This is a genomic window from Nonomuraea sp. NPDC051191, assembly GCF_044455665.1.
GTDB lineage: Bacteria > Actinomycetota > Actinomycetes > Streptosporangiales > Streptosporangiaceae > Nonomuraea.
On record NZ_JBITEZ010000011.1, the window covers coordinates 110,070 to 132,163 of the forward strand.

General features: G+C 70.8%; 24 protein-coding genes and 3 pseudogenes. 13 read left to right on the top strand and 14 right to left on the bottom strand.

Annotation, left to right across the window (positions count from 1 at the left end):
- Positions 1-42 precede the first annotated feature (42 nt).
- Positions 43-1,212, top strand: coding sequence for an alpha/beta hydrolase (locus ACIA8R_RS30470; RefSeq protein ID WP_397041552.1), 1,170 nt, complete (start codon positions 43-45; stop codon positions 1,210-1,212).
- A gap of 90 nt (positions 1,213-1,302) precedes the next feature.
- Here the strand turns inward: ACIA8R_RS30470 and ACIA8R_RS30475 are convergent, their stop codons facing one another.
- Positions 1,303-2,238 carry a TIGR04222 domain-containing membrane protein gene (locus ACIA8R_RS30475; RefSeq protein ID WP_364093268.1) on the bottom strand — a complete coding sequence of 312 codons (936 nt, stop codon included), beginning with the start codon at positions 2,236-2,238 and terminating at the stop codon, positions 1,303-1,305.
- Positions 2,239-2,679: 441 nt separating this feature from the next.
- Between ACIA8R_RS30475 and ACIA8R_RS30480 the strand changes: the two genes are divergently transcribed.
- From ACIA8R_RS30480 to ACIA8R_RS30495, 4 genes are all read left to right on the top strand, one after another.
- A complete protein-coding gene (locus tag ACIA8R_RS30480) occupies positions 2,680-2,817 on the top strand; it encodes a hypothetical protein (RefSeq protein WP_364093265.1) in 138 nt (45 codons plus the stop codon).
- 152 nt (positions 2,818-2,969) lie between these two features.
- Positions 2,970-3,494 carry an AAA family ATPase gene (locus ACIA8R_RS30485; protein WP_397041553.1) on the top strand — a complete coding sequence of 175 codons (525 nt, stop codon included), beginning with the start codon at positions 2,970-2,972 and terminating at the stop codon, positions 3,492-3,494.
- 255 nt (positions 3,495-3,749) lie between these two features.
- Positions 3,750-4,724, top strand: a complete 975-nt coding sequence (locus ACIA8R_RS30490) for a BTAD domain-containing putative transcriptional regulator (protein ID WP_397041554.1) — start codon at positions 3,750-3,752, stop codon at positions 4,722-4,724.
- 187 nt (positions 4,725-4,911) lie between these two features.
- Positions 4,912-5,145: a hypothetical protein gene (locus ACIA8R_RS30495; RefSeq protein WP_397041555.1), complete on the top strand. Its 234-nt coding sequence runs from the start codon at positions 4,912-4,914 to the stop codon at positions 5,143-5,145.
- Between the two features lie 176 nt (positions 5,146-5,321).
- Here the strand turns inward: ACIA8R_RS30495 and ACIA8R_RS30500 are convergent, their stop codons facing one another.
- From ACIA8R_RS30500 to ACIA8R_RS30510, 3 genes and pseudogenes are all read right to left on the bottom strand, one after another.
- Positions 5,322-6,851, bottom strand: coding sequence for an FAD-dependent monooxygenase (locus ACIA8R_RS30500; RefSeq protein WP_364093253.1), 1,530 nt, complete (start codon positions 6,849-6,851; stop codon positions 5,322-5,324).
- A 120-nt stretch (positions 6,852-6,971) separates the two neighbouring features.
- A complete protein-coding gene (locus tag ACIA8R_RS30505) occupies positions 6,972-8,234 on the bottom strand; it encodes an erythromycin esterase family protein (protein ID WP_397041556.1) in 1,263 nt (420 codons plus the stop codon).
- Between the two features lie 68 nt (positions 8,235-8,302).
- Positions 8,303-8,428: pseudogene (locus ACIA8R_RS30510) on the bottom strand (antibiotic acetyltransferase); the annotation flags it as partial.
- Between the two features lie 570 nt (positions 8,429-8,998).
- Between ACIA8R_RS30510 and ACIA8R_RS30515 the strand changes: the two are divergent.
- Together ACIA8R_RS30515 and ACIA8R_RS30520 are read left to right on the top strand one after the other, a co-directional pair.
- Positions 8,999-9,382 carry an SRPBCC family protein gene (locus ACIA8R_RS30515; protein ID WP_397041557.1) on the top strand — a complete coding sequence of 128 codons (384 nt, stop codon included), beginning with the start codon at positions 8,999-9,001 and terminating at the stop codon, positions 9,380-9,382.
- 137 nt (positions 9,383-9,519) lie between these two features.
- Positions 9,520-10,107, top strand: coding sequence for a TetR/AcrR family transcriptional regulator (locus ACIA8R_RS30520; protein ID WP_397041558.1), 588 nt, complete (start codon positions 9,520-9,522; stop codon positions 10,105-10,107).
- Between the two features lie 16 nt (positions 10,108-10,123).
- Here the strand turns inward: ACIA8R_RS30520 and ACIA8R_RS30525 are convergent, their stop codons facing one another.
- Both ACIA8R_RS30525 and ACIA8R_RS30530 read right to left on the bottom strand, forming a co-directional pair.
- Complete coding sequence (locus ACIA8R_RS30525) at positions 10,124-10,627, bottom strand: PucC family protein (RefSeq protein ID WP_397041734.1); 504 nt, start codon at positions 10,625-10,627, stop codon at positions 10,124-10,126.
- Between the two features lie 217 nt (positions 10,628-10,844).
- A pseudogene (locus tag ACIA8R_RS30530) lies at positions 10,845-11,354 on the bottom strand (MFS transporter); the annotation flags it as partial.
- A 109-nt stretch (positions 11,355-11,463) separates the two neighbouring features.
- On the opposite strand from ACIA8R_RS30530, the gene ACIA8R_RS30535 reads away from it, so the two are divergent.
- Positions 11,464-12,036 carry a TetR/AcrR family transcriptional regulator gene (locus ACIA8R_RS30535; RefSeq protein ID WP_397041559.1) on the top strand — a complete coding sequence of 191 codons (573 nt, stop codon included), beginning with the start codon at positions 11,464-11,466 and terminating at the stop codon, positions 12,034-12,036.
- Positions 12,037-12,340: 304 nt separating this feature from the next.
- Positions 12,341-13,034: pseudogene (locus ACIA8R_RS30540) on the top strand (formylglycine-generating enzyme family protein).
- Here the strand turns inward: ACIA8R_RS30540 and ACIA8R_RS30545 are convergent.
- Both ACIA8R_RS30545 and ACIA8R_RS30550 read right to left on the bottom strand, forming a co-directional pair.
- On the bottom strand, positions 12,974-13,150 hold the full coding sequence (locus tag ACIA8R_RS30545; protein ID WP_397041731.1) for a GNAT family N-acetyltransferase: 177 nt from the start codon (positions 13,148-13,150) through the stop codon (positions 12,974-12,976). The pseudogene ACIA8R_RS30540 and the gene ACIA8R_RS30545 overlap by 61 nt on opposite strands.
- A 166-nt stretch (positions 13,151-13,316) precedes the next feature.
- Entirely contained in the window at positions 13,317-13,742 is a 426-nt protein-coding gene (locus tag ACIA8R_RS30550; protein ID WP_357702011.1) for a MarR family transcriptional regulator, read from the bottom strand.
- A gap of 38 nt (positions 13,743-13,780) precedes the next feature.
- On the opposite strand from ACIA8R_RS30550, the gene ACIA8R_RS30555 reads away from it, so the two are divergent.
- Positions 13,781-14,731, top strand: a complete 951-nt coding sequence (locus ACIA8R_RS30555) for an MBL fold metallo-hydrolase (RefSeq protein WP_397041560.1) — start codon at positions 13,781-13,783, stop codon at positions 14,729-14,731.
- Between the two features lie 53 nt (positions 14,732-14,784).
- Here ACIA8R_RS30555 and ACIA8R_RS30560 read toward each other — a convergent pair whose 3' ends face one another.
- The 3 genes from ACIA8R_RS30560 to ACIA8R_RS30570 are packed head-to-tail and all read right to left on the bottom strand — an operon-like array spanning position 14,785 to position 16,606.
- Entirely contained in the window at positions 14,785-16,026 is a 1,242-nt protein-coding gene (locus tag ACIA8R_RS30560; protein WP_397041561.1) for an RNA polymerase sigma factor, read from the bottom strand.
- On the bottom strand, positions 16,023-16,346 hold the full coding sequence (locus ACIA8R_RS30565) for a YciI family protein (RefSeq protein WP_357702005.1): 324 nt from the start codon (positions 16,344-16,346) through the stop codon (positions 16,023-16,025). The genes ACIA8R_RS30560 and ACIA8R_RS30565 overlap by 4 nt, the downstream gene beginning before the upstream one ends.
- Positions 16,334-16,606, bottom strand: a complete 273-nt coding sequence (locus tag ACIA8R_RS30570) for a dihydrofolate reductase family protein (RefSeq protein WP_397041562.1) — start codon at positions 16,604-16,606, stop codon at positions 16,334-16,336. Before ACIA8R_RS30570 ends, ACIA8R_RS30565 begins: the two co-directional genes overlap by 13 nt.
- A gap of 739 nt (positions 16,607-17,345) precedes the next feature.
- Here ACIA8R_RS30570 and ACIA8R_RS30575 point away from each other — a divergent pair.
- Complete coding sequence (locus tag ACIA8R_RS30575; RefSeq protein ID WP_364093213.1) at positions 17,346-17,573, top strand: hypothetical protein; 228 nt, start codon at positions 17,346-17,348, stop codon at positions 17,571-17,573.
- A gap of 197 nt (positions 17,574-17,770) precedes the next feature.
- On the opposite strand, the gene ACIA8R_RS30580 is transcribed toward ACIA8R_RS30575, so the two are convergent.
- On the bottom strand, positions 17,771-18,127 hold the full coding sequence (locus ACIA8R_RS30580; RefSeq protein WP_364093209.1) for a metalloregulator ArsR/SmtB family transcription factor: 357 nt from the start codon (positions 18,125-18,127) through the stop codon (positions 17,771-17,773).
- Positions 18,128-18,206: 79 nt separating this feature from the next.
- On the opposite strand from ACIA8R_RS30580, the gene ACIA8R_RS30585 reads away from it, so the two are divergent.
- Complete coding sequence (locus ACIA8R_RS30585) at positions 18,207-20,195, top strand: heavy metal translocating P-type ATPase (protein ID WP_397041563.1); 1,989 nt, start codon at positions 18,207-18,209, stop codon at positions 20,193-20,195.
- Positions 20,192-20,332 (top strand): hypothetical protein, encoded by a 141-nt coding sequence (locus tag ACIA8R_RS30590; RefSeq protein ID WP_364093203.1) that lies wholly within the window; start codon positions 20,192-20,194, stop codon positions 20,330-20,332. The genes ACIA8R_RS30585 and ACIA8R_RS30590 overlap by 4 nt, the downstream gene beginning before the upstream one ends.
- On the opposite strand, the gene ACIA8R_RS30595 is transcribed toward ACIA8R_RS30590, so the two are convergent.
- Together ACIA8R_RS30595 and ACIA8R_RS30600 are read right to left on the bottom strand one after the other, a co-directional pair.
- Complete coding sequence (locus ACIA8R_RS30595; RefSeq protein ID WP_397041564.1) at positions 20,322-20,774, bottom strand: hypothetical protein; 453 nt, start codon at positions 20,772-20,774, stop codon at positions 20,322-20,324. The two genes, ACIA8R_RS30590 and ACIA8R_RS30595, sit on opposite strands and share 11 nt — an antisense overlap.
- A 64-nt stretch (positions 20,775-20,838) precedes the next feature.
- A complete protein-coding gene (locus tag ACIA8R_RS30600) occupies positions 20,839-21,963 on the bottom strand; it encodes an FAD-dependent oxidoreductase (RefSeq protein WP_364093196.1) in 1,125 nt (374 codons plus the stop codon).
- Between the last annotated feature and the right edge of the window lie 131 nt (positions 21,964-22,094).

A 22,094-nucleotide genomic window follows, 5' to 3' on the forward strand; every position in this document is an offset into this window, starting at 1 on the left:
AAAGCTTGGCGCGTTCGAAGGAAGTGCGGCTTTGGAGGTTCGGTGCCCGTCGGATATCTGATCCCTGTGGCGCTCGTCGCGATCGGGACACTGTTCGCACTGCGGCCGCTGCCGGGGTGGAGCCCGCTCGGCCGGGTGAGCTACTTCTTCGGGCTGGCCGCCAACGAACTGCCGTTCGCGGCCTTCTTCTGGCTGCTGCTGGCCCCGACGGCGCTGGCGTTCGCCGAGGGTGACATCCACACGGCGGGCGGCTGGGCCGTCGTCGCCCTGGCCGCCGTGACCACGATCGGGCTCACGGTCATCGCCTACCGCGGCCTGGGGGAACGGGCCAGGATCGAGCGCGCCATGACGGAAGGGCTGGGCGCGGGCTGGCGCGCCGCCATCGACGCCGACCTCGCCGCCGGACTGCGCCGCCGTCCGCCGTGGGCCCGCATCCTGCTCCTGCCCATCTACAAGCGCCGCGCGGACGTCCGCCGGGTGGCCGATCTCTCATACGGCGACGCGGGCCGGCGCAACCTGCTCGACCTCTACCACCACCGCTCGCGCCCGTCCGGCGCGCCCGTGCTCATCCACCTGCACGGAGGCGGCTACTCCGGGGGCCACAAGAACAGCCAGTCGCTGCCGTTGCTCTACCGGTTCGCCTCCCAGGGGTGGGTGTGCGTCAGCGCCAACTACCGGCTACGGCCCCAGGCCCAGCACCCGGACCACCTGATCGACCTCAAGAAGATCATCGCCTGGGTACGCGAGCACGCCCACGAGTACGGCGCCGACCCGTCCACGCTGTTCGTCGCGGGCAGTTCGGCGGGCGGGCACATGGCGGCGCTGGCCGCGCTCACCCCCAACGACCCCGCCTTCCAGCCGGGCTTCGAGCACGCCGACACCTCCGTGACCGGCGCCGTCTATCTGAACGGCTGGTACGGCGCCTACTTCGGGCAGGGGCCCGAGTCCTCGCCGCCGGCCCACATCACCGCCGACGCACCGCCGTTCCTCGTGGCCCACGGCGATCTGGACCCGCTGGTGCCCGTGGGCGAGGCCAGGCACTTCGCCGACCAGCTCCGTCGTACGTCGGCCTCCCCCGTCGTCTACGCCGAGCTGCGCGGCGGCAACCACGCCTTCGACCTGTACCATTCGGTCCGCTTCGAGGCGCTCGTCGACGCCATCGAGGCCTTCACCGCCCGAGTGAGATCGCAGCAGCGCACACCGCAGCCTTAGCCCTGCCGTCATGCCACCTGCCGGCCATCGCCTCATCTTCGCTTGCCGATCACGATCCCGGGCAGCCGCGGCGGCCCGGCGTGCGCCGTTTCAGGACCCGCCGCCGCCTCCACCGTCACCCGCGCCGCCACCTCCGCCGTCCCAGCCGCCGCCCCCTCCGTCCCAGGTGCCGCTTCCGCTGTCGTCCGGGGTCCAGCCGACGGAGCCGCAACCGGCGGTCGAGGTGTTGTGGTCGGCCGGGTAGAGGTGACCGTCCGGGATCGAACGCTTGCCGAGCTCGGCTGACAGGTGCGGGTCGCCGAGGTGGCTCAGTCCGTACAGTGCGAGCGGCACGGCCACCGCGTCGGTCCCGGCCTCGTACGGGTGTGCCCGGCGTGCCTTCTCCAACTGGTGGCGGCCCGCGCGGCCGAGCCGGACCGGCCGATTCCTGACGTACAGGGACTGGATCTTCCTGGCCACCAACCAGCTGCCGCCGAACCCGAACAGGGCAGCCACGCTCAGCGGCGGCGACTGCGCGACGATCATGTAGACCACGTCGGCCCCGGCGGCGACGACCGCGACCGTGGGGATCAGCTTCAGGACATCACGGCACACGCGGAAGCCGGGCACGCTCCGGGAGTCGACGAGCAGGCCCAGGTCGGCGAGCCGCCCCCTGATCCCGGCGACCTCCGCACTCTCCGCCAGACGACGCTTGACCTGGACGACCGGCGGGCTCCTGCGCTCGGCGAGGATCGCGACCAGCCGCTCCTCCACGGGGTATCCCGCCGTCACGGCCGTGGAGACGCGGTGGAGCTTCCCGCCTCGGGAGACGCGGACCTCCCCTTCCCTGGCCAGCAGCCCGATCGCGGTGTCCGCCACCCGTACGGGACCGCCCGCGAGATAGGCGAGCTCGTAGTGGCCGAGGTCGACGTCGCGCAGCCCGCCGAGCCTCAGGCGGGCGCGGACGTGCGCCACCTCGGCGGCGAGGACCGTGCCGACGGTGACCGCCCCGAGGAGCACCGCCAACCATGCGAGGATCACGTCCACGCCCACCTCCTGTGTTGTTGATCAACGCGTGAGGCGGACACGAAGGTTCCGAGAAGCGCCACATCCGGCCCTCCCCGTACGAATGACCGCCCGCGGTGACCTCGGACGCCGCCGGTACCAGCACTGGCGGGTCATGTCGCGATCCTTGGACCCGCTGCACGAGGTGTGCTCAGCGGTCCGGTGACGCCATTCCGCTCGACGCCTTTACAACGTAGATCACATCCGCGGCGACTCGCTCGACGTCGTACGTGGCGGTATCGCCCTGCGCCTGCGTGAACGCCCGCCACTGGGCACTGGGCGCTGTATCGCCTGTTCCACAAGCGCCTTCCCTACACCTACCGCTGGTGGGCACGCGACGACCTGCTCGGTTCGCGCTACCTGGCACGGCAGTGCACGACATGGCTACTCGCGACATCACCCCTGTGGGCCTTCATCGGGCTCATGCCCATCGAACTGGTCCACTGGGTGATCCTCTCGACACTCATCCGCATGCTCGGCTTCCTCCCGCAGCGATCCCTGCGCCTCCACCAGCTGAGGAGACACGAATTCAACCTGGACCTGCAGGGCAACTCGCCATAGGTGGCCGACGTTGACGGCACGTGCATGCGGCCAATTGCTGAACAGGCTGGTCGCCACCGATACCTCAGGACCAGGCTCACCGACAGCAAGATCTGAACAGCTCGCAGGGAAAGCAGTTGTCTTGCACGTGCATTTCCATGAACGATCCGGGTGTGACCGTCTTGTTGCTGACAGTCGGCCTGCCAGGGGCCGGCAAGACCACAAGAGCTCGGCAGCTGGCCAAGGAGCGCAATGCGCTTCGGTTGACGCCTGACGAGTGGATGATTCCGTTGTTCGGTGAGCCGGAGGCGGACGGGAAGCGCGATGTCCTGGAAGGACGGCTGCTCTGGCTCGCGCTGGAGGCGTTGAGGCTCGGAACCAACGTGGTCCTGGATTTCGGATGCTGGTCTCGTGACGAGAGGTCCGCCATCCGCTGGTTGGCGAAGTCTGTCGGCGCGTCCTGCGACCTGGTGTACGTGCCGGTCGACCATGAGACCCAACGCGCTCGGATCGCTCATCGCCAGTCGACCGATCCGGACCAGACCTTCCTGATGAGCGAGACAGACCTGTTGCGCTGGAGGACGATGTTCGAGGAGCCGGACGCTGCGGAACTCGACGGGCAGGAGATCGGCAGCCCGCCCCCTGATTGGCCGGGCTGGACCGAGTGGGCCGCCGATCGGTGGCCGTCCTTCACGTAGCTGCCTCTGGTACGGCCCTGCCCGAGAGCGTGGTCGACCGGCTACTCGCCGCGCGGCGGCTGATCTCGACGGTACGGGCCGAGGCAGGCGACTCGACGGACACCTCCCGGTGACCACCCGGAGACTCGGGGCTCGCCTGTCGACGCGTCCCGCTTCCGGCTGATTGCTCATCACTCTCACGAGTGACGAGACCGCGCGAAGCACCGGCCACGATGGAGCGGATGTCGCGAACCGATCTTCACGAGGAGACCGCCTATGGGGAACGGCGCAGAGGGCTCGAAGACCGGTGAGACGGGCGGCTGTGCGGAGGGGGTCCGGTTCCGGGTTCTCGGTCCGTTCGAGGTTCTCGGCGCCCGCGGTCCCGTCACTCCCGGGGGGCCGCGGCAGCGTGCCCTCCTCGCCCGGCTGGTGGCCGCGGCCGGGACGGTCGTCTCCACCGACACGCTGATCGAGGACCTGTACCGGGGCAGGCCGCCGGCGACCGCGGTGGGCTCCGTCCACGTCTACGTGTCGAACCTGCGCCGGGTGCTGGAGCCGTCACGCGCGCCGCGCTCGGCGCCCCGGCTGCTGATGGCACGCAGGCCCGGCTATCTGCTCGCCACCACGGACGTCGATGCGCTGCGCTTCGGCCGGCTGGTCGTGGAGGCCGAGCTGCGTCCGCCCGCGGAGGCGCTGCCGCTGCTGGAGGAGGCGTTGCGGCTGTGGCGCGGCGTCCCCTACGGCGAGTTCGCCGACGAGCTGTGGGCCGTCGCGGAGGTCAACCGCCTGGGTGAGCTGCGCATGAACGCGATCGAGTCCCGCGCCCAGGCGCTGCTGGACGTCGGCCGCCCGCAGCCGGTGATCCACGAGCTGGAGGCCGAGACGGTGGAGCACCCGCTGCGGGAGCGGCTGTGGTGGTTGCGCGCCCTGGCTCTCCACCGGTCCGGGCGGCAGGCCGACGCGCTGGCCACGTTACGCCGGGCCAGGAAGGTCATCGCCGATCAGCTCGGCCTCGATCCCGGCCCTGAGCTGCGGGAACTGGAGTGCCCCGGACCGGCCTCGGGACGGACGAGGGACAGCCGCACAGGGCCGGGCTCGGGCGCAGGGGTGATCGACTGCGCCTGCTGGAGGATGTCCTTTCGGCCAGCCCCCGCTCGCGGCCGATCAGTCGTCCCCGCACCGCGCGCCGGGCATGACCGGCCTCGCCGTCGCGAGTCCCCGGGGAATGGCGGCCGCGTGCCGGGCACGTGACCGGTGTTCTGCCGTCAAGATGTGCCAGGAGACTTGGGAAACACTTAGGAGCCGTCCTGAAGGGACGGTGACTTCCTTAACCTCGCGTCTCGTGCAACAGATGGGCGTGCCCGCAGATCCTTGGGTTCGACGAGTTCATCCAGGCGCGGGGACCTGCCGGGATCGCCGTCGCCGACGGGTTCGTCGTGTGGTCGGTGGGGAAGGCGGCGTCCACCGCATGCCGCTGAGCGGCGGCGCCCCGGAGCGGCTGCGCGGCGCCGACGGGCTCCACCTGACCGCCTGGCCGTGGGCCGCGGCCCGCGCCGGCGAGCTGCCGGACGCGGACCAGAACCGTCTCGCCAACCTGGAGACCGGCCAGTCGCGCGACGTCTCGCTGCCTGACGGGGTCCAGGCGCCTGCCCCAAGGACTGCGCCTGGGTGACCGATACGCGGTTCTCCTCGCCGTCCACCACCCTCTTCTGGGACGCCGCCCAGGAGTCCTGCCAGGGGTGCGGCCGGACCACCGGCTGTGTCGTCAAGACGCGGGCCGGCGGAGTTCGATTCCCATGGCCGGCACGCCGATTGCCGCCCTCCCGGGGCCTGTGGTCGCGGCCGGGGTCAGCGCGTGCCAAACCAGTGGGAGAGTGCTTCTTGTAGCGCAGGCGTGGCTGTTTCGGCGGGTTCGTCGATGGGCGCGGCCCAGGCGATGTGGGCGTCCGGGCGGATCAGCAGGGCGTCGGCCGGTCGCCGGCCGGTCTTGGCGGTGTGGACGTCGACGCGCTGCCCCCAGGCGCGGGCGGCCTCGCGAAGATCGGAGCGGTCGGCGAGGTCGAGGAGGATGGGCCGGGCGGGGTGCAGGAGGTCGGCGACGCAGGTGACGCCCTGGTCGGTGTGCAGGGTGAGGTCGGGGGCGAAGGTGCCGGTCAGCGGGTGGTGGCCGGTGCCGGGCGTGGAGTGGCGGAGGTCGGTTCCGGCGACCAGGGCTCCCATGCGGCGCAGCGGTTGCTCGTCGGTGAGGAGCTCCTGGAAGATCTCACGGAGTGCTTCTGCGGCCGGGTCGTGCCCGCGGCGCAGCGCCACCTGGGCGCGGGTGTGCAGCATGGTGCGGGTCCCGGCGTGGTGGCGTTCGTCGTGGTAGGTGTCCAGCAGGCCGGGCGGTGCCCAGCCGTGCAGGTCGGCGGCCAGCTTCCAGGCCAGGTTGACCGCGTCCAGCATGCCCGCGTTGAGCGCCACGCCGGTGGCCGGGAACAGGTGCGCCGCATCCCCCGCCAGCAGGATGCGCCCAGCCCGGTAGCGCTCGGCCTGGCGGGCCTTGAAGGTGAAGCGCGACAGCCGCGTCGATCCGGCCAGGGGCAGGTCCGCTCCGAGCACGCGGCGGATGCTGTCCTGCAGTTCGGTCAAGGTCATCGGGACGTCGTCGTCGTACTCGGTGCTCTCGTCCTCGATGGTGTAGAGGGAGACGCTCGTGGCGCCGGGTGAGGAGCCGAGGCCGAAGAGGCCGTGGTCGGTGCGGGTGAAACCGGCGCGGATCGTACCGAAGCGTGGGACGTCGAGATCGCCGTTGCCGAGCACGGTGACCGTGCCGGGCAGGGTGACCTGGGCCAGCCGGTTGACCTCGGGGTAGACGGTGCCGGGGAAGCCGATGCCGGCCCAGTCGCGGACGCGGCTGCGCGCGCCGTCGCAGCCCACCAGGTAGCGGGTGCTCACCTGGTACGGTCCGTCCGGGCCCCGCGCGTCCACCCTCACCCCGGCGTCGTCCTGGTTCACCCCGGTCACCTCGTGCCCGCGGCGTACGTCCACACCGAGCTCGCCGGCGCGTTCGTCGAGCAGCCGCTCCAGGTGCTGCTGCGGCAGCGGCAGCGCGTGCAGCGGCGGATCCGCCAGCCGGGTGAAGTCCAGATGCACCCCGCCGAACGGGAATCGGGGTGCCGGGACAGGGCCGGGGCAGGCGGCCTGGAAGCGTTCCAGCAGGCCCCGGTAGCGCAGCAGCTCCAGGATCTGGCCGCCGATACCTCCGGCCTTGGGGGTGTCGCGGCGGTTCGGGTGCCGCTCCAGCACCAGCGGCCGCACCCCGGCCAAGCTCAGTTCGATCGCCAGCATGAGGCCGGTCGGTCCGGCGCCCACAATGATCACGTCGGCGTTCTTCATCAGTCACTTTCCTTGGGATCTGTCGTTGTGCGCAATACGCGAATGTCGTGCCCGCGCCGCCTGAGCGGTGCATTGGGCGCGGCCTGGCCACATGGGAGCGTGATGTGCCGCATGTCGGTCTCAGAGGTCGGCGACGGTGGAGATCGGGGTGTTGAGGATGCCGTCGAACGCCTCCAGGACGGGCGTGTGCACGTAGGCGCTCTGGATCCGGATGCGGTCAGGGCCGAGCGCCGCCTGCGCCTGGCGGAGGTCGACGATGCTGAGCCCGAGCCCGGCCTCGGCGAAGGCGGCCTCGATGCTGCCCGGCTCGGGCGGCTGCAGCGCGGTGTTGTCGATGGCGAAGCCGAAGCGCGCGTTCTCGTCGGGGCGCATGTCGGCGGTGTGTCCGGCGGGGCTGGTCAGGGCGAGGGCGACGTAGTCATCGCCCAGCCGGTTGTGCAGGTGCTGCCCCATGGGCAGCCCGGTGAGCCGGCCGTTGAAGGAGACCGGCGTCTTCTGGATGTGGGCGTTGTGGGCAGCCAGGACGATGCGGGCCTCGGGGCCGGAGCGTTCCAGGTGCCACTGGACCGACCCGGCCATGTAGACGTCCCTGGCCGAGGTGTCGGCGGTCAGGCCGGTGCCGGCGTACAGGCCGGCCATGGCACGGAAGCCGTAGTCGGCGCTGCACGCGGCCTCCAGACGGCGCAGGGCGAGGTCGTAACTGGGCCGGTCGGAACGGGAGAGGTACAACAACTCCACGGCGCGAAAGCGCATGAGCAGTCGCATCAGGATCGCGCTGAGAGCGTCCTGCTCGGCGGCGGCCAGGCGGGCCCAGGCCGGCGCGGCCGAGGCCGCGGAGGAGCCGGCGAACGACCCGGCGATCCGTAGCGCCTCCTGGATCATCGGGAAGGTCTCGGGATCGACCTGGTGCAGGTAGTCGGCGACCGGGGCCAGGGCGGGAAGCAGGGACCCGCCGGCCGCTGGGATGTCGATCCCGGCGAAGCGCACCGGCTCGGCGGCTGAGGCGTTGTGCCGGCGCATCCAGCGCAGCGGCTCGTCGACCCCCACGGGGATCGCCGTGGCGAGCTGGGTCGCCAGCTCGTCGTCCGTGCCTTCGCCCTGGGCCCAGGCGTCCAGGGTGACGCCCTCGCTGAAGCCGTACTCGAAGGCCAGGACGGTGAAGCCGCAGCGTTCGGCCAGGAATCGCAGGATGCGCCGGCGCATGAGCGAGAACTCGGTGATGAAGTGGGAATTCTCACCGACCGCGACGACGCGCGCGTCGCCGACGAGGTCGCGCAGCGGCTCCAGGTCGTCGAGCGGCGCCTCGGGGTCGAGGTGGGTGAGCGGGACGGCGTGGCCGCGCAGCCAGTCGGCGAACGGGGCACGGCGGGACGAAGCGGGCACGAGGACAGCTCGATTCTGATCGTGGAAAGGTGAAGGAACGACGGACGGAGGTGCGTGACGCCGTAGGCGTCGCCGCCGCGACGGCGGATGAGCCTGGCTGGGTTGCCGCCGACGATGCCGTAGTCGGGAACGTCGCCCACGACCATGGCGCCGGAGGCGACGATCGCTCCGTGGCCGATGCGGACGCCGGGCAGGCCGGCGCCGTTCATGATGAATGCCCTCGGTGAGGGAGTGCGCATGGGACGCAGCACGGTCGAGTCAGGGGGACAGGCGTCACGCGATCGTCTTCTCATGAGGTGTCGACAGTGAGGACATCGGGCCAGACGACCCAACCCTTCCTATCGGTACGGAACGTTCCGTACGGATAGGATGATGTCCAAGGCGGACGTCCGCTGTCAAGTACGGAACGTTCCGTACCGATAAGGCGTCGGCGGCAGTGGCCAGCTCAGGCAGCCCCGAGACATGCCCGACCTCCTTCAGCGCCACCGTCATCCAGCGCCACCGTCATCCGCACCGCGTACGGCGGCGAACGCGTCCGGCCGCGGCGCCACGCCGTGCTCGGCAGCCGTCGTCACGATGACCTTCACGGCCCGTTCTCCGGTCTCGGACCCGGGGCGTCGCGGGTGCAGAGTCGTGCCCGACCGGCCGCCAGTGCGGTGACCACGAACGTCGACCGTGCCGACCGGCATCTCGACCAACCCCTATCATCGCCGAATGATCGAGCTTCAGGAGGGCGGGGAGATCGCCTGCCCGGCCGCGCGCGTGTGGCGGTCGTCGCCGACTACGGCCAGGACCCACGCTGGCGCAAGGGCGTCGAGACGATGGCGCCGCACCCCGAAGGCATCGTCCGGGTGGGCATGACCACCGCCGAGGTGATGCGGTTCGCGGGCCGGACCTACCGCAACGGCGGCGAGGTCATCCGGGTGGAGCCGGGGCGCTCGTTCGCCTGGCGCACTACTTCGGGGATCGACGCCGAGGGCGGCAGGCTCGTCGAGCCGCTCGGTGAGGACCGGTGCCGCTTCACCTTCCACGTGCGCGTCACCCCACGCGCGACCTCCGAGAGGCTGCTGGAGCCGGTGCTGAGGCGGTTGCTGCGCCGGTCGATCCGTGCCGATGTCCGCCGCTTGGCCGGCCTCTGCGATTCTTGACCCCCACGCGGTCGTCCAGCATCGCGACGACCACAGGCCCCAAGGGAAGATCTCGCATCGGCCCCTTGTCCGTTCTGGAGTCCGCGCCCATGCCGCCTCTGCCCGTACGGAACGTTCCGTACCGATAGGGTGTCGGCATGACCGACACGCCCCACCGTCGCGGTGCCGACCGGACCGAGGCCATCATGCGGGCCACGCTGGAGCTCGGCCAGGAGATCGGCTACGCCAAACTGAGCATGGAGGCGGTCGCCATCCGGGCGGGCGCCAGCAAGCAGACCCTCTACCGCCGATGGCCGTCCAAGGCAGCCCTGCTGTTCGACTCGCTGTTGTCGGTGAACGGGCCCGCCCTGGACTACCCCGACACCGGCGACCTCGTGGCCGACTTGCGCGCCCAGATCCACTCGGCCGTTGACCTGCTGGCCGAACCACCCGTCGGCCCCCTGTTCAAGGCCCTGATCGGCGAGGCCCAGCACGATCCCCAGATCGCCACCGCACTCAACGAGCGCTTCATCGCCCCACAGGCGGACAAGACCGTCGCTCGTTTGAAGACGGCCCGCGACCAGGGTCAACTGTCGCCCTCCTTCGACCTCGACCTGGCCATGGCGATCCTGTCCGGCCCGCTGTACTTCCAGCTTCTGGTCACCCAGGAACCGCTGACTCATGAATACGTCGACCGGATCCTCGACGCCCTGTTCACCGGGATCGGCCCTACCCGTACAAATTGACGTCCTTTCCACGGGGTCAGCCCAGCTGTGCCGCCTCGGGGCGCAGCCTGCGGGCGATCAGCATGCCCGCGACGGCGAGCAGGCCGGTGAGGACGAAGACGCCCAGCAGTGCGGTGCGAGTGGAGCCGCCGTGGTTCTGGGCGAAGGCGATGGCCGCGCCGCCGAGCCCGGCGATCACGCCGGTCGCCAGGGTCTGGGCGAGCTGCAGTGCGCCGCTGTCCTCGCCCTGCCGCTCCGGCGGGGCCTGCTCCAGTGTGGCGGTGGTGGAGGCGTTGAAGCCGATGCCCCTGCCGAGGCCGCCGACGGCCCATCCGACCAGGGCGATCCAGGAGGGGAGTGCACTGGTCAGGATCGTGAGCGCGATCAGGGCGACGCCCGCCAGCAGGACGGCGAAGCCAAGCACGGTGGAGGCCGTGCGCGTGCCGTTCTTCCCGTTGTCCCGCTGGGCCTGCAGTCCTGCGCCGACAACCCACGTGATGGCTCCGGCGGACAGTCCCAGACCGGCCGGTGTGGCGCCCATGCCCCGCAGTTGCTGCAGCCCGAGGGGCAGGAAGGCTTCGCTGCCGAAATAGACACCGCACAGCAGGCCACGGACGACGACCCCCGCGCCGAGGCCGGCCCGGGGCGCTGAGGGTGCCTTCCGGGGTGACCCGGCGCAGCGCGGGCACGGCGACGGCGACACCGGCCACGGCCACGGCCAGCACGATCATCAGGACGGGGTTCTTCAGCAGCAGTGCCTGGAGCAGTACGCCGGTGCCCACGGTGAGCAGGATCGCGCCGGCCAGCGGACGCTTCCACCACGGAGCGGCCGGGGCCGGGGCGGTGGCGGCTGCTTCTGCGCGGTGCAGGCGGCGCAGGCCGGGCAAAGTGAGCAGCGCGGCCACCCCGGCGATCGGCAGCATGAGCAGGAACACCGACCGCCACGTGAGGTGGTCGGCCAGGATGCCTGTGACGGCGGGGCCGACGAGGGAAGGGATCGTCCAGGCCGAGGACAGCAGGGCGTACATCCGGGCCCGCAGGCGCTCGGGGTAGGTGAGTCCGATCATGGTGTAGGCCATGGACATGACCGCTCCTACGCCCAGGCCCTGTCCGAAGCGGCCCACCAGGAACAGCAGCCAGGAGGGTGCGGCGCCGGCCACCACGCAGCCCACTGCGAAGACGAGCATGCCCAGGGTCATCGAACGCCAGGGGCCCCGGCGGTCGGCGGCGCGCCCGGCGAGCACGGTGCCGATGATGTTGGCGAGCATCAGTGCCGACAGGCCCCACCCGTAGGCGCCCAGGCCGTCGAGGTCCTCCGCGAAAGCCGGGGCCCGCCAAGCCTCCGGCAGGCCGCGGGACACCCGGATCGACGAGGCCGTGCCCGAAGCGGTGATGGAGATCCTCAACGAGGTCGGTTACGGCAACCTCACGCTGGAGGCGGTGGCCGCCCGCGCCGGTACGAGCAAACCCGCGCTGCGTCGCCGCTGGCGCTCCCGCCAGCACCTGGTCGTGTCGGCTCTGGCCCAGACCATCGGCACCACGCCGACCCCCGACACCGGCTGCACCCACTGCGACCTCATCGCCGGTATCGGCACCCTCAGCGAGGCCTTCACCAGCACCGTGGGCCGAAGAGCACTGCCGGGGCTCGTCGCGGACCTCGCCGACGACCCCCGGCTGGAGAAGGAGTTCATGGACACCTTCTTCCATCCGCGCCGCGCCACCACTGCCGAAGCGCTGCGTCGCGGCATCGACCGGGGTGACGTCCGACCCGACGCGGACATCGATCTTCTGCTGGATATGCTGGCGTCGACCACGTGCTACCGCGTGCTCTTCGAGCACCTGCCCATCACGCCAGAACTTGCCGAAGACGTCGTATCGGTGGTCATGGCGGGCGTCGCCACCAAGCGGTGGCGTGACGAGCACGGCCCCTCATGCGACGTGTCAGGGTGACGTCGGGGAGGAAGCGGCCGTGCTCCAGCCCGCAGCCGGTGTGCGCGGTGCCCGAGCCATAGGCGCGATCATGGTGTCTCTTCGATGGACAGTTGTGGCGGCGTCATGGGCGTGGAACCGGTGGACTGGGTCGAGATCCCGGCCTGAACGTTGCGGCGGGGCACGCCCGCCGAAGATGTGGAGGAGGTCGCGCGCCGCTACGCCGACACCGGGGTGCCGGTGGAGTGGTACCGGAAGGAGGCCCCGCGCGCCGAGATCCACGTCCCGGGCTTGCGGGTCGCCCCATCCTTGTGACCGTCGAGCAATGGACGCTCTTCGCGCGGGCCACCGGCAGGCCGGTGCCGCAGGCGCCGGCCTGCCGGTCATCGGTGTCACCTGGCAGGAGGCGACGGACTGTTGCCGGTGGCTGGAGGAGCGGCTCGGCGGCGTCGAGGTGCGCCTGCCGACCGAGGACGAATGGGAGCGCCGCCCGGGGCGACGACGACCGTGAGTTCCCCTGGGGTGAGGAGTACCGTACCGGGCTGGCCAATCTCGTGGACCTGGGCATCGGCACGACCACGCCGGTCGGCTCGTTCCCCGAGGGGGCCGGTCCGTTCGGCGTCCTGGACATGGCGGGCAACGCCGGCGAATGGACCTCCACCGTCTACGCCCCTACCCGGGCGCTCCCCTTGAGGTGCCGAGGACCGAGGGCTGGGCCTTCGACCCGCACATCACTCGGGGCGGCGCGCAGGTACCAGTCGACCGGTCCCATGCAGACCACGGCGGAGAGCGTGGAGATCCGCCCGCGGTACGGCAGCAGCGTCGCATGGCCTGCTCGGCACCCCCAGACGGGTGCGTGGCCGGTGTGGGGAGGCATCGGCGAGGAGTGGTGCCAGAAGGAGGCGAGCGGGGATGGCCGGGATACCCGACGTCCGGTGGGCGTTCGGGGCGCTCGACGTCAGGAGGGGCGGGCCACGTACGCCTGCTTGGCGTCGCCGGAGAAGCCGCAGGCGCGGTAGAAGGCGTGGGTCGCAGGGCTGCGGGAGCCGGTCATCAGCATCGCCTTGTAGCAGCCCGCGTCCGATGCGGCCCGCAGGGTGCCGGCCATGAGCTGCTTGCCCAGTCCGCGGGAGATTCCAGGATCTGGCGGAAGACCACGGCGTCGGACCCGTCCTTGAGAGCCGGGTCATCCGGCTGCGGTTGCCGGTAGAGGCGGACGATGTGCTCGAAATCGTCGAGCCGGGCCTCGCGGAACATGCGTGGAGCATGGCAACGCGCCGAGCCCGTCCCCTTGACGCGGGTCAGCGGACGACGGCGCGGACGAGGAGGCGCTGCAGGGCGCCCTGCTCCTCGGAGGAGAGCGGAGCCAGCGGGGAGTCACTGGACAGCAGCTCCAGCAGGCGCTCGCGCAGTTCGGTGCCCGCCGGCGTCAGGACGAGATGCTTGGCGCGACGGTTGCCCGGGTGGGGATGGCGTTCGAGGTAGCCCTGTTCCTCAAGACGGTCGGCGACGAAGGTGGCGTTGGAGGGCTCGCAGCTCATCCGTTCGGCGAGCTCGCGCAAGGTCATGGGGCCGGTCAGCTCGCGCATCGCGACGCCTTGCGAGGCGGTCAGGCCGAGGGTGGCCGCGCGGGTCCGGACGTGCGCCTCGATCTGTTTGGCCAGGCCGTTGATCAGGCCACAGAGCTCGCGGTCGGCCTGAACCTGGGTCTCGTGCTCGTCGGTCACGTCCTCAGTCTACTGCAACTCGAATGATTGCAATTCGAATGGTTCTAGCTGTAACGTTCGGCAGGCGCCACCGTCCCGGCGGCGCCTCCTTCGAGCACGAGGCAGGCATCATGGCCACGACGACCGCTTTCGACCGCACGCGCCTGAGCCGCGCGCCCCGCGTCCGCTCCGTCCAACTGGGTGACCTGACGATCACCCATGTCCCCGACGGACTGGTACGGCTCAAGCCTCGCGGCTGGCTGCCCGCCGCCACCGACGCCGACTGGGCCGCCCATCGCGACCACCTCGACGACGACGGCAACCTGGTCGCCGGGATCGGCGGCCTGCTGGTCGAGCGAGGCGACCGGGCGCTGCTCATCGACACCGGGTTCGGCCCCGAATCCCATCCGGACGACCCGGCCAACCCGCTGCTCGGCAAGCTGTACGGCGGCCAACTGCTGGACAACCTGCGGCGACTGGGCCGTACGCCGGAGCAGATCGAGGCCGTCGCCATCACCCACCTGCACTCCGACCACCTCGGCTGGGCCTGGAGCACCGCCCCCGGCGAGGACGCACCGCCCTTCGCCCACGCCGCGCATCTCGTCGCCGCGCCCGAGTGGGAGGGGCGCGACCTCGCCGGCGAGCCGCGGCTCGCCGTCTTGGAACCCCGCGTCCGCACGATCGAGGACGGCGAGAACATCTTCCCCGGCGTCCACGCCTCGTTCGCGCCCGGACACACGATCGGGCACACCACCTACACCATCACGGGCGGCGACCGGCGGCTCATCGTGTTCGGCGACGCCCTGCACGCGCCGGTCCAGGTCACCCACCCCGAATGGTCCTGCGGGATCGACCACGACCCCGCCGAGTCCGCCGGGCACCGCCGCCGCCTGGTCGAGGAACTGAGCCGTCCGGACACGATCGGCTACGGCGGCCACTTCGCGGACGTGACCTTCGGACGCGCCGAACCCCGCCCCGACGGCCGGTTCGTCTGGACCCCGGTCGCCTGACCACCTGCCGCAGCCCCGCACTTTCGGCCGTGGCAACGCCACTGCGTCCCGCTTTACCGCAGTCGGTCGCGGCGGCGGGTCAGGGACGCGGTCTCGGCGGTGTTGCCCGCCAGTTCGATCGCCTTGTCGTAGGCCGCGCGCGCGTCACGGTCGCGGCCCAGGCGCCGCAGCAGGTCGGCGCGGGTGGCGTGGTAGGCGTGGTAACCGGCCAACCTCTCCCCGAGACGGTCGACGGCCGCCAGCGCCACGTCCGGGCCGTCGAGTTCGGCGACCGCGACGGCCCGGTTGAGCGCGATGACCGGCGAGGGGTCGAGGCGGACGAGCTGGTCGTAGAGGGCCAGGACCTGCGACCAGTCGGTGTCGCGCATGTCGCGGGCGGAGGTGTGCACGGCGTTGATCGCCGCGAGGATCTGGTAGCGCCCCGGAGCCACCCCGGCGGCGGCAGCGGCGAGGCGTTCGCGTACCAGCCGGTGCCCTTCGGCGATCAGCGCGGCGTCCCAGACGCCACGGTCCTGCTCGTCGAGAGCGACCAGTTCGCCGCCGGACGAGACCCGGGCGGGACGGCGGGCCTCGGTGAGCAGCATCAGCGCCAGCAGCCCGGCCACCTCGCCGTCGCCGGGCAGGAGGGCACGGATCAGGCGCGTGAGCCGGATCGCCTCGGCGGTCAGCTCGTGCCGGACGGGATCGCTGCCGGCGCCGGTGGCCAGGTAGCCCTCGTTGAAGACGAGGAACAGCACGGCCAGCACGCCCGAGACCCGCGCCGGGAGGTCCTCGGCGGACGGCACCCGATACGGGATGCGCGCGGCCTTGATCTTGGCCTTCGCTCGGGTGATCCGCTGCCCCATGGCGCTCTCGGCCACCAGGAAGGCGCGGGCGATCTCGGGCATGGTCAGGCCCGCGACCATGCGCAGCGTGAGCGCCACCCGCGTCTCCATCGCCAGCGCCGGGTGACAGCAGGTGAAGATCAGCCGGAGCCGGTCGTCGTCGATCGCGCCCGTAGGCTCGGGCGGAGCGTCGTCGTACACCATTCGAGCCTCCTTCTGCTTGTCGTCGCGCTTGTTCTCGCGCCGGACGCGGTCGATGGCCTTGTGGGTGGCGGTGGTGGTCAGCCAGGCGCCCGGATTGGGCGGTACGCCGTCGTCCGGCCAGCGCTGGACGGCGGTCGCGAACGCCTCGGCTGCCGCCTCCTCGGCGACGTCGAGGTCACCGAAGCGCCTGGCCAGGGAGGCGACCACCCGGGCCCACTCCTCGTGGTGGGCCCGGACGATCGCCTCGCGGACGTCGATGCCGTTCACAGGAACGGTCGCACCTCGACCTTCCGGTTGCAGGCCTTCGACCCGGCGGCGGCCAGCTTGAGCGCCACGTCGAGGTCGGCCGCCTCGATGATCCAGAAGCCGGCGAGGTACTCCTTGGACTCCAGAAAGGGCCCATCGGTGACCATCGCCTCCCCACCGCGGTTGTCGATGACGGTGGCCGTGTCGGGTGAGGCCAGGCCGCCGGCGAAGACCCAGTGGCCCTCGGTCCGGAGCCGGTCGTTGAAGACGTCGATCGCCGCGTCCTCCTCCGGGGTGGCCAAGGTGCTCTTGTCGTGAATCACGGACATCAGGTACTGCATCTGAGGATCCTCTCCTGTCGCGTGCCGATCGGGGACTTCACGGGGTCGGGTACTGCGGGCGCCCGGCCGGCCGGAACACCTGGATCGTCACGCCGTTGCCGTCGACCCGCGACTCGACCAGGTCGAGCGCGAGATCCGGGCCGGCGTCCGGGGAACAGGCGAGCGCCCTGGCCGAGGATCACCGGGACGACGATCAGAGTCAACTCGTCGACCAGATCGTTCGCCAGCAGCCACCGGACCAGGGTGCCGCTGCCGTGCACCTGCGGCCCATCCGCCGCGGTCGAACCCGTTCCTGCGGTCCTCCTCCGACGCGCCGCCGTTGCCCTGCATCACTCCGTCGATGGTGACCTGAGTCATGGTCGTCAGCTTCATGACCGCGATTCCTCCGCCGTGGCGCCGCCCCTCGCGGGCGGCCTCACCCCTGCTACGAACACCACCGCCCCGATCCGACACCGCCCCACCGATCTCTTCGAAGATTTTTCCGGGACGCCGGCCGTCAGCGATCCCGCGTCAGAAGCCGCGGGACCGGTTCGACTGACTCCATCGGCTCGTCACACGCTCGCCATGTACGTCCACGTTCCGTCACTCTCCGTGATAATCGTCCGGATTGAGTCATACGGTATCGATCAGACAAGGTGGCCACTTTCGCGGAGCGGTCTCTGGCGCGTCGTGACACGCCGCCTGCCGCACCATCCGCGAGGCCGCCCTCGACCGCATCACTTCTTCTTGGCACTTGCTGTGCAGCGAGCGCCAGAAGCCGAACAGCTCACGGAGGACACGATGAAACGCACAGCCCTTCTACGGCGTGCCGCCGTACCGGTGCTGGCGGCGGCGCCGCTGATGGGAGCCGCGTCGACGGCTCAGGCGGCGACCGGCGGCGACGGTGACGGTGACGGTGACGGCGGAGGCAAGGGCCCCTGCCCGCACGCCTGCCCACCGGGACGCCCCGGCCCGCCCGGTCCGCCCGGTCCGCCCTGAGCGGTCGAGGCGCCCGTCGTCGTGACCCGGGAGATCTCGACACTGACGGTCAGGGATCCGACCGTCTCCGTCGAGTGTCCGGCCGACACCGCGGTCAGCGGCGGGGGTGCGTCTTTGGACCCCTACCCGCCGGGAGCCGTGCTCATCAGCAGCGTCCCGAGCGGGAACGGCTGGTCGGCAGCGGCGCGCAACAACCTCAATGCGGGGACGCTGCACGTCTACGCGTTGTGCATTCCGGTGACCGCCTGACGCGGCGGACCCTCCGGGGACCGCGGCCGAGTCGCAGGCGCATGTCGTTCTCCTGAGGATCGAAGAGGGTCCGGCGCCGCCTGGCGGGCGGGACCGGCCGAGGATCCGCACACGCGGCCGGCCGCGTCCCCGGACGTCGCCAGGCGGTCAGTCGATCTCCCACCTGACCGTGTGGGCCGCGCCGTACGCCGAGACCGTCATGCCCGCCGCGGTCCGCTGATGGAGGGGTCCTCGCCGCGGTCGATGTGGTCGGCGTGGAACAGGCCCTGGGTCAGCAGCCGGCGTACGTGCTCGTCGGCGGCGCTGTAGTAGACGAAGGTACCCTCACGACGCCCCTTGACCAGGCCGGCCAGGCGGAGCTTGGCCAGGTGCTGGCTGACCGCGGTGGGCGCGGCGTCGGCGAGCTCGGCCAGGCAGGCGACGTTGGACTCGCCCTGCAGCAATGCCCACAAGATCTTGATCCGGGTGGGGTCGGACAGCAGCCGGAAGGACTCGGCGGCCAGGTGCACCTGTTCCTCGTTCGGCATGTCGAAGTCGGGCAGCGACGTGTGCATGGCCGTCAGCATATCCCGAGATCCCACTAGTTGCGCATCTGCGTGACTGCGCATATATGCTGCCATGGTGTCAACCGACGTGAGAACCTCCCCCGTACCTGAGGCCGGTGACGCCGCCCAGGCGCAGGCCAGGTCGGCCTGGCAAGCCGGAACGTGGTCGTTGCCCGAGGTGCGCTGGGCCACGGCCGCCACCCTGCTGTTCGCCGCCGGCGGCATCTGCCAGCTGTCCGGCGCGCCCTCGTGGCTGTGGTGGGGCCTGTACCTCACCTGCTACGCCGCAGGAGGCTGGGAGCCGGGCCTGTCAGGGCTCAAGGCGCTGCGCGACAAGACCCTGGACGTCGACCTGCTCATGGTGGTCGCCGCGATCGGCGCGGCCGCCATCGGGCAGGTCTTCGACGGCGCGCTGCTGATCGTCATCTTCGCCACCTCCGGGGCGCTGGAGGCGCTGGCCACCAAGCGCACCCAGGACGCCGTGCGCGGCCTGCTGGGCCTGGCCCCCGAGCAGGCCACCCGCCTGTCCGAGGCAGATGACGAGGAGCGGGTCGCCACCGCCGACCTGGCGGTCGGCGAGGTGATCCTGGTACGGCCCGGCGAGCGGATCGGCGCAGACGGCCACGTCACCGCCGGAGCCAGTGCAGTTGATCAGGCCGGCATCACCGGCGAGAGCGTGCCGGCCGACAAGAGCATGGGCGACGAGGTGTTCGCCGGCACGGTCAACGGCACCGGCGTGCTGCGGGTGCGCGTGACGCGCCCGGCGGCCGAGACCGTGATCGCCCGGATCGTGGCCATGGTGGAGCAGGCCGGCGCCACCAAGGCACGCACCCAGCTGTTCATCGAGAAGATCGAGCAGCGCTACTCCGTCGTCATGGTCGCGGCCACGGCGGCGCTCTTCGTCCTCCCGCTGGCCTGGGGAGTAGCGCTGCAGGACGCCCTGCTGCGGGCGATGACGTTCATGATCGTCGCCTCGCCGTGCGCGGTGGTGCTGGCCACCATGCCGCCGCTGCTGGCCGCCATGGCCAACGCGAGCCGGCACGGCGTGCTGGTCAAGTCAGCCGTGGTGATGGAACAGCTGGGCACGGTGACCCAGGTCGCCTTCGACAAGACCGGCACCCTGACCGAGGGCCGTCCGCACCTGGCCGGCGTGCACGTCCTGCCGGGGGCCGGGCTGGGCGAGCGGCGTCTGCTCGCGCTGGCCGCCGCCGCCGAGCAGGGCTCCGAACACCCGCTCGGCCGCGCCGTCGTCCAGGCCGCCCGCGCGGACGGCCTGGCGCCGGCCCACGCCCAGGAGTTCGACTCCGAGCCGGGGCGCGGCGTGCGGGCCCGCGTCGACGGCCTGCTGGTGGAGGTGGCCCGTCCGGCTCACCTGCCGGGCAACGACGGGGACGTGAACGACGCCTCGGCCGCGCGGCTCGTCGCCGACCTTCAGGAAGGCGGGCACACCGTGGTCGTGGTCCGGGTGGACGGCGAGGTGGCCGGCTTCCTGGCCCTGGCCGACCGGATGCGGCCCGGCGCAGGTGAGACCGTCGCCCACCTGACGGCACTGACCAGGGCCGCGCCGGTGCTGCTGACCGGCGACAACCCGCGCGCCGCCCGCCGCCTCGCCGCCCAGGCGGGCATCACCGACGTGCGCGCCGACCTGCTACCGGCCGACAAGGTGACGGCCGTCCAGGGGCTGCAGGCGCGAGGCGCGCGGGTGGCCCTGGTCGGCGACGGCGTCAACGACGCGCCCGCGCTGGCCGGAGCGCACGCGGGCATCGCCATGGGCCGCACCGGATCGGACCTGGCGCTCGACACCGCGGACGCGGTCATCACCCGCGACGAGCTGGCCACCGTGCCCGCCGTGATCGCCCTGGCCCGGCGCGCCCGCCGCCTGGTCGTGGCCAACCTCGTCATCGCCTTCACCTTCATCGCCGTGCTGGTCACCTGGGACCTGTTCGGCGACCTGCCGCTGCCGCTGGGCGTGGCCGGTCACGAGGGCTCCACCGTCATCGTCGGCCTCAACGGGCTACGCCTGCTCCGCAACGCCGCCTGGCGGCGCGCGGCCCAACCGACTGGTGCTTCCTGGTGAAGCGGTCCGTCATCATCGGCCTTCATCCGCGCTCCCAACACCCGCAAGGCCCCCAGCTCCAGCACCGTGCCGGCGCGGCCCGCTACGAAGCCACCGTCCCCATCGCCGCCATCGACGACCGGCTCGTCATTCCTTGACCCTGGGATACATGGTGGAGACGCTGCTGTCGGGGTCGTAGGAGTCGGAGAGTTCGATCGTCGACGGTTCCAGGTCGTGGACCGCGTGTTTGCATTCGATCTGGAAGGCGATCTCGGTGGGGGTGCTACCGACCTCCTTGAGGTAGAGGTCCAGTCGCTGGTTCACCTGATCTGTTTCATCTATGTCGTACAAGGTGACGAGGCCCCCTGCGACGAGGGCGTCGAGCGAGTCCGTGACGGGCGTGAATCCGGAAAGTATCTCGCACTCGATCATCGCCAGGTCCGTGGACGGCTGCGACGAGTTGAGGAGGCGGGCAGTGATGTGCAGGGTCACTCTTTCCCCCTTCTCGGCCGTGTCATCCCCCTTGGGCAAATGCCAGGGCTTGCCGTCCTGGTCAAGACATTTGGCCTGGACGCTGAACCCCTGAATCGTCTGAGTCATTGAAGCCTCGTCACTTCCTGTGGTTGTTGACATTCCCGAAGGCCGCCGCGTTCGGGCCCCGGCGTCAATCGGCGATCGACAGTCTCGGATCGACCAGGCGCTCGTTGCGCGGATGGTGAACGTGGAAGTCCGGCATCGGCACCGCGGGCGTCTGGCCGAACACGCCGGCCATGTACTCGACCAGTCCTCTGCATCTCTCGGGGTCGAACACTTCCTGGTCGGTTTCCTCGACGGTGCCCCCGATGACGACGTGGTCATGGCGCGGGAACAGGTACCCGTTCTGCCCGTACAGGTATTCCAGGTTCATCTGCGGCCGCAACATCGCGAGCTGTCCTCTGTACGAGATCATGTCGTTGTCGTTCCACAAGTCCTTCGCGCCGAGCCCGGTGCAGTTGACGACGACCTTCTGCGTCAGGGACGTGAGCACGTCCGTGCTGTTGATGAATCTCCGGCTCACGAACGTGACGCCGCGCGCCCTCAGGTCACGTTCCAGCCGGGGAATGAAGATCGGCGGTTCGACGAGCAACGTCCGGTACCTGTATCCGGAGGTGTTGTGCCCTTCGAACGGCAGGCGCGGGAGATATTCGCGCGGCGGCAGCAGTCCCGGCACGAGGTCGTGCACCACGTCGATGCCCGAGGTGGGGCCGACGCTGTAGTTGTCGACCTCGGAGACGCCGAAGCCCTTGCCGATGCCGGCCTTGAACATGGTGTAGGCGGTCCTGAGGATGGACTGGAACTCCTGCACCTTGGCGAAGTCCTTGGAATACTCCAGGATCGACGCCGCCCATTGGCCGCCGGCCTTGTACGACGTGGTCTCGACCGGCGTGCGGTCGGAATAGATCGTGACGTTCAGTCCGAGGTCGAGCAGCAGCGTCGCGGCGGTCATTCCCATGACGCCTGCGCCGATCACCGCGATCTCCCTTTCGACGATCCCGGTCTCGGCCTGGCGTTTGAGGACCATGTCCCGCACCTTGGCGGCGCAGCCCCAGCTCAGCGTGATGCCTCCACCGCCGTGGCCGTAGTTGTGAATGACGAACTTGTCGCCCAGCACCTCTTTGTCGAGCCGATAGGACTTCTTGCGGTACGGCCTCAGACCCGCGACGCACGCACCCGGTTGATGGGGGTCGAAGGTGAAGTCCGGAGTGGGCAGATGGGAAGGGGTGCTCACTCCACGCTCGTCCAGCAGCATGTCCGGCTCCGGTGATCAGACGCTTGGCCATCGGTACGCATACCCGCGCGGCAGTGCGGCTCTTCCCCCGATCCCAACGCTTGACCGGCCTCTGGACGACTGTTTCCCCAGGCGGCGACGACGTCCGGCCG

What these genes read in the sequence shown, in the direction of transcription:
- ACIA8R_RS30580 (WP_364093209.1), bottom strand. Translation starts at nt 18,127, where the DNA reads ATGCACACGTCGCTGCCCGACTTCGACATGCCGAACGAGGAACAGGTG.
- ACIA8R_RS30565 (WP_357702005.1), bottom strand. Translation starts at nt 16,346, where the DNA reads ATGCAGTACCTGATGTCCGTGATTCACGACAAGAGCACCTTGGCCACC.
- ACIA8R_RS30520 (WP_397041558.1), top strand. Translation starts at nt 9,520, where the DNA reads ATGACCGACACGCCCCACCGTCGCGGTGCCGACCGGACCGAGGCCATC.
- ACIA8R_RS30480 (WP_364093265.1), top strand. Translation starts at nt 2,680, where the DNA reads ATGCCCATCGAACTGGTCCACTGGGTGATCCTCTCGACACTCATCCGC.
- ACIA8R_RS30600 (WP_364093196.1), bottom strand. Translation starts at nt 21,963, where the DNA reads ATGCTGCTGGACGAGCGTGGAGTGAGCACCCCTTCCCATCTGCCCACT.
- ACIA8R_RS30555 (WP_397041560.1), top strand. Translation starts at nt 13,781, where the DNA reads ATGGTTCTAGCTGTAACGTTCGGCAGGCGCCACCGTCCCGGCGGCGCC.
- ACIA8R_RS30595 (WP_397041564.1), bottom strand. Translation starts at nt 20,774, where the DNA reads ATGACTCAGACGATTCAGGGGTTCAGCGTCCAGGCCAAATGTCTTGAC.
- ACIA8R_RS30490 (WP_397041554.1), top strand. Translation starts at nt 3,750, where the DNA reads ATGGGGAACGGCGCAGAGGGCTCGAAGACCGGTGAGACGGGCGGCTGT.
- ACIA8R_RS30525 (WP_397041734.1), bottom strand. Translation starts at nt 10,627, where the DNA reads ATGGGCGCCACACCGGCCGGTCTGGGACTGTCCGCCGGAGCCATCACG.
- ACIA8R_RS30500 (WP_364093253.1), bottom strand. Translation starts at nt 6,851, where the DNA reads ATGAAGAACGCCGACGTGATCATTGTGGGCGCCGGACCGACCGGCCTC.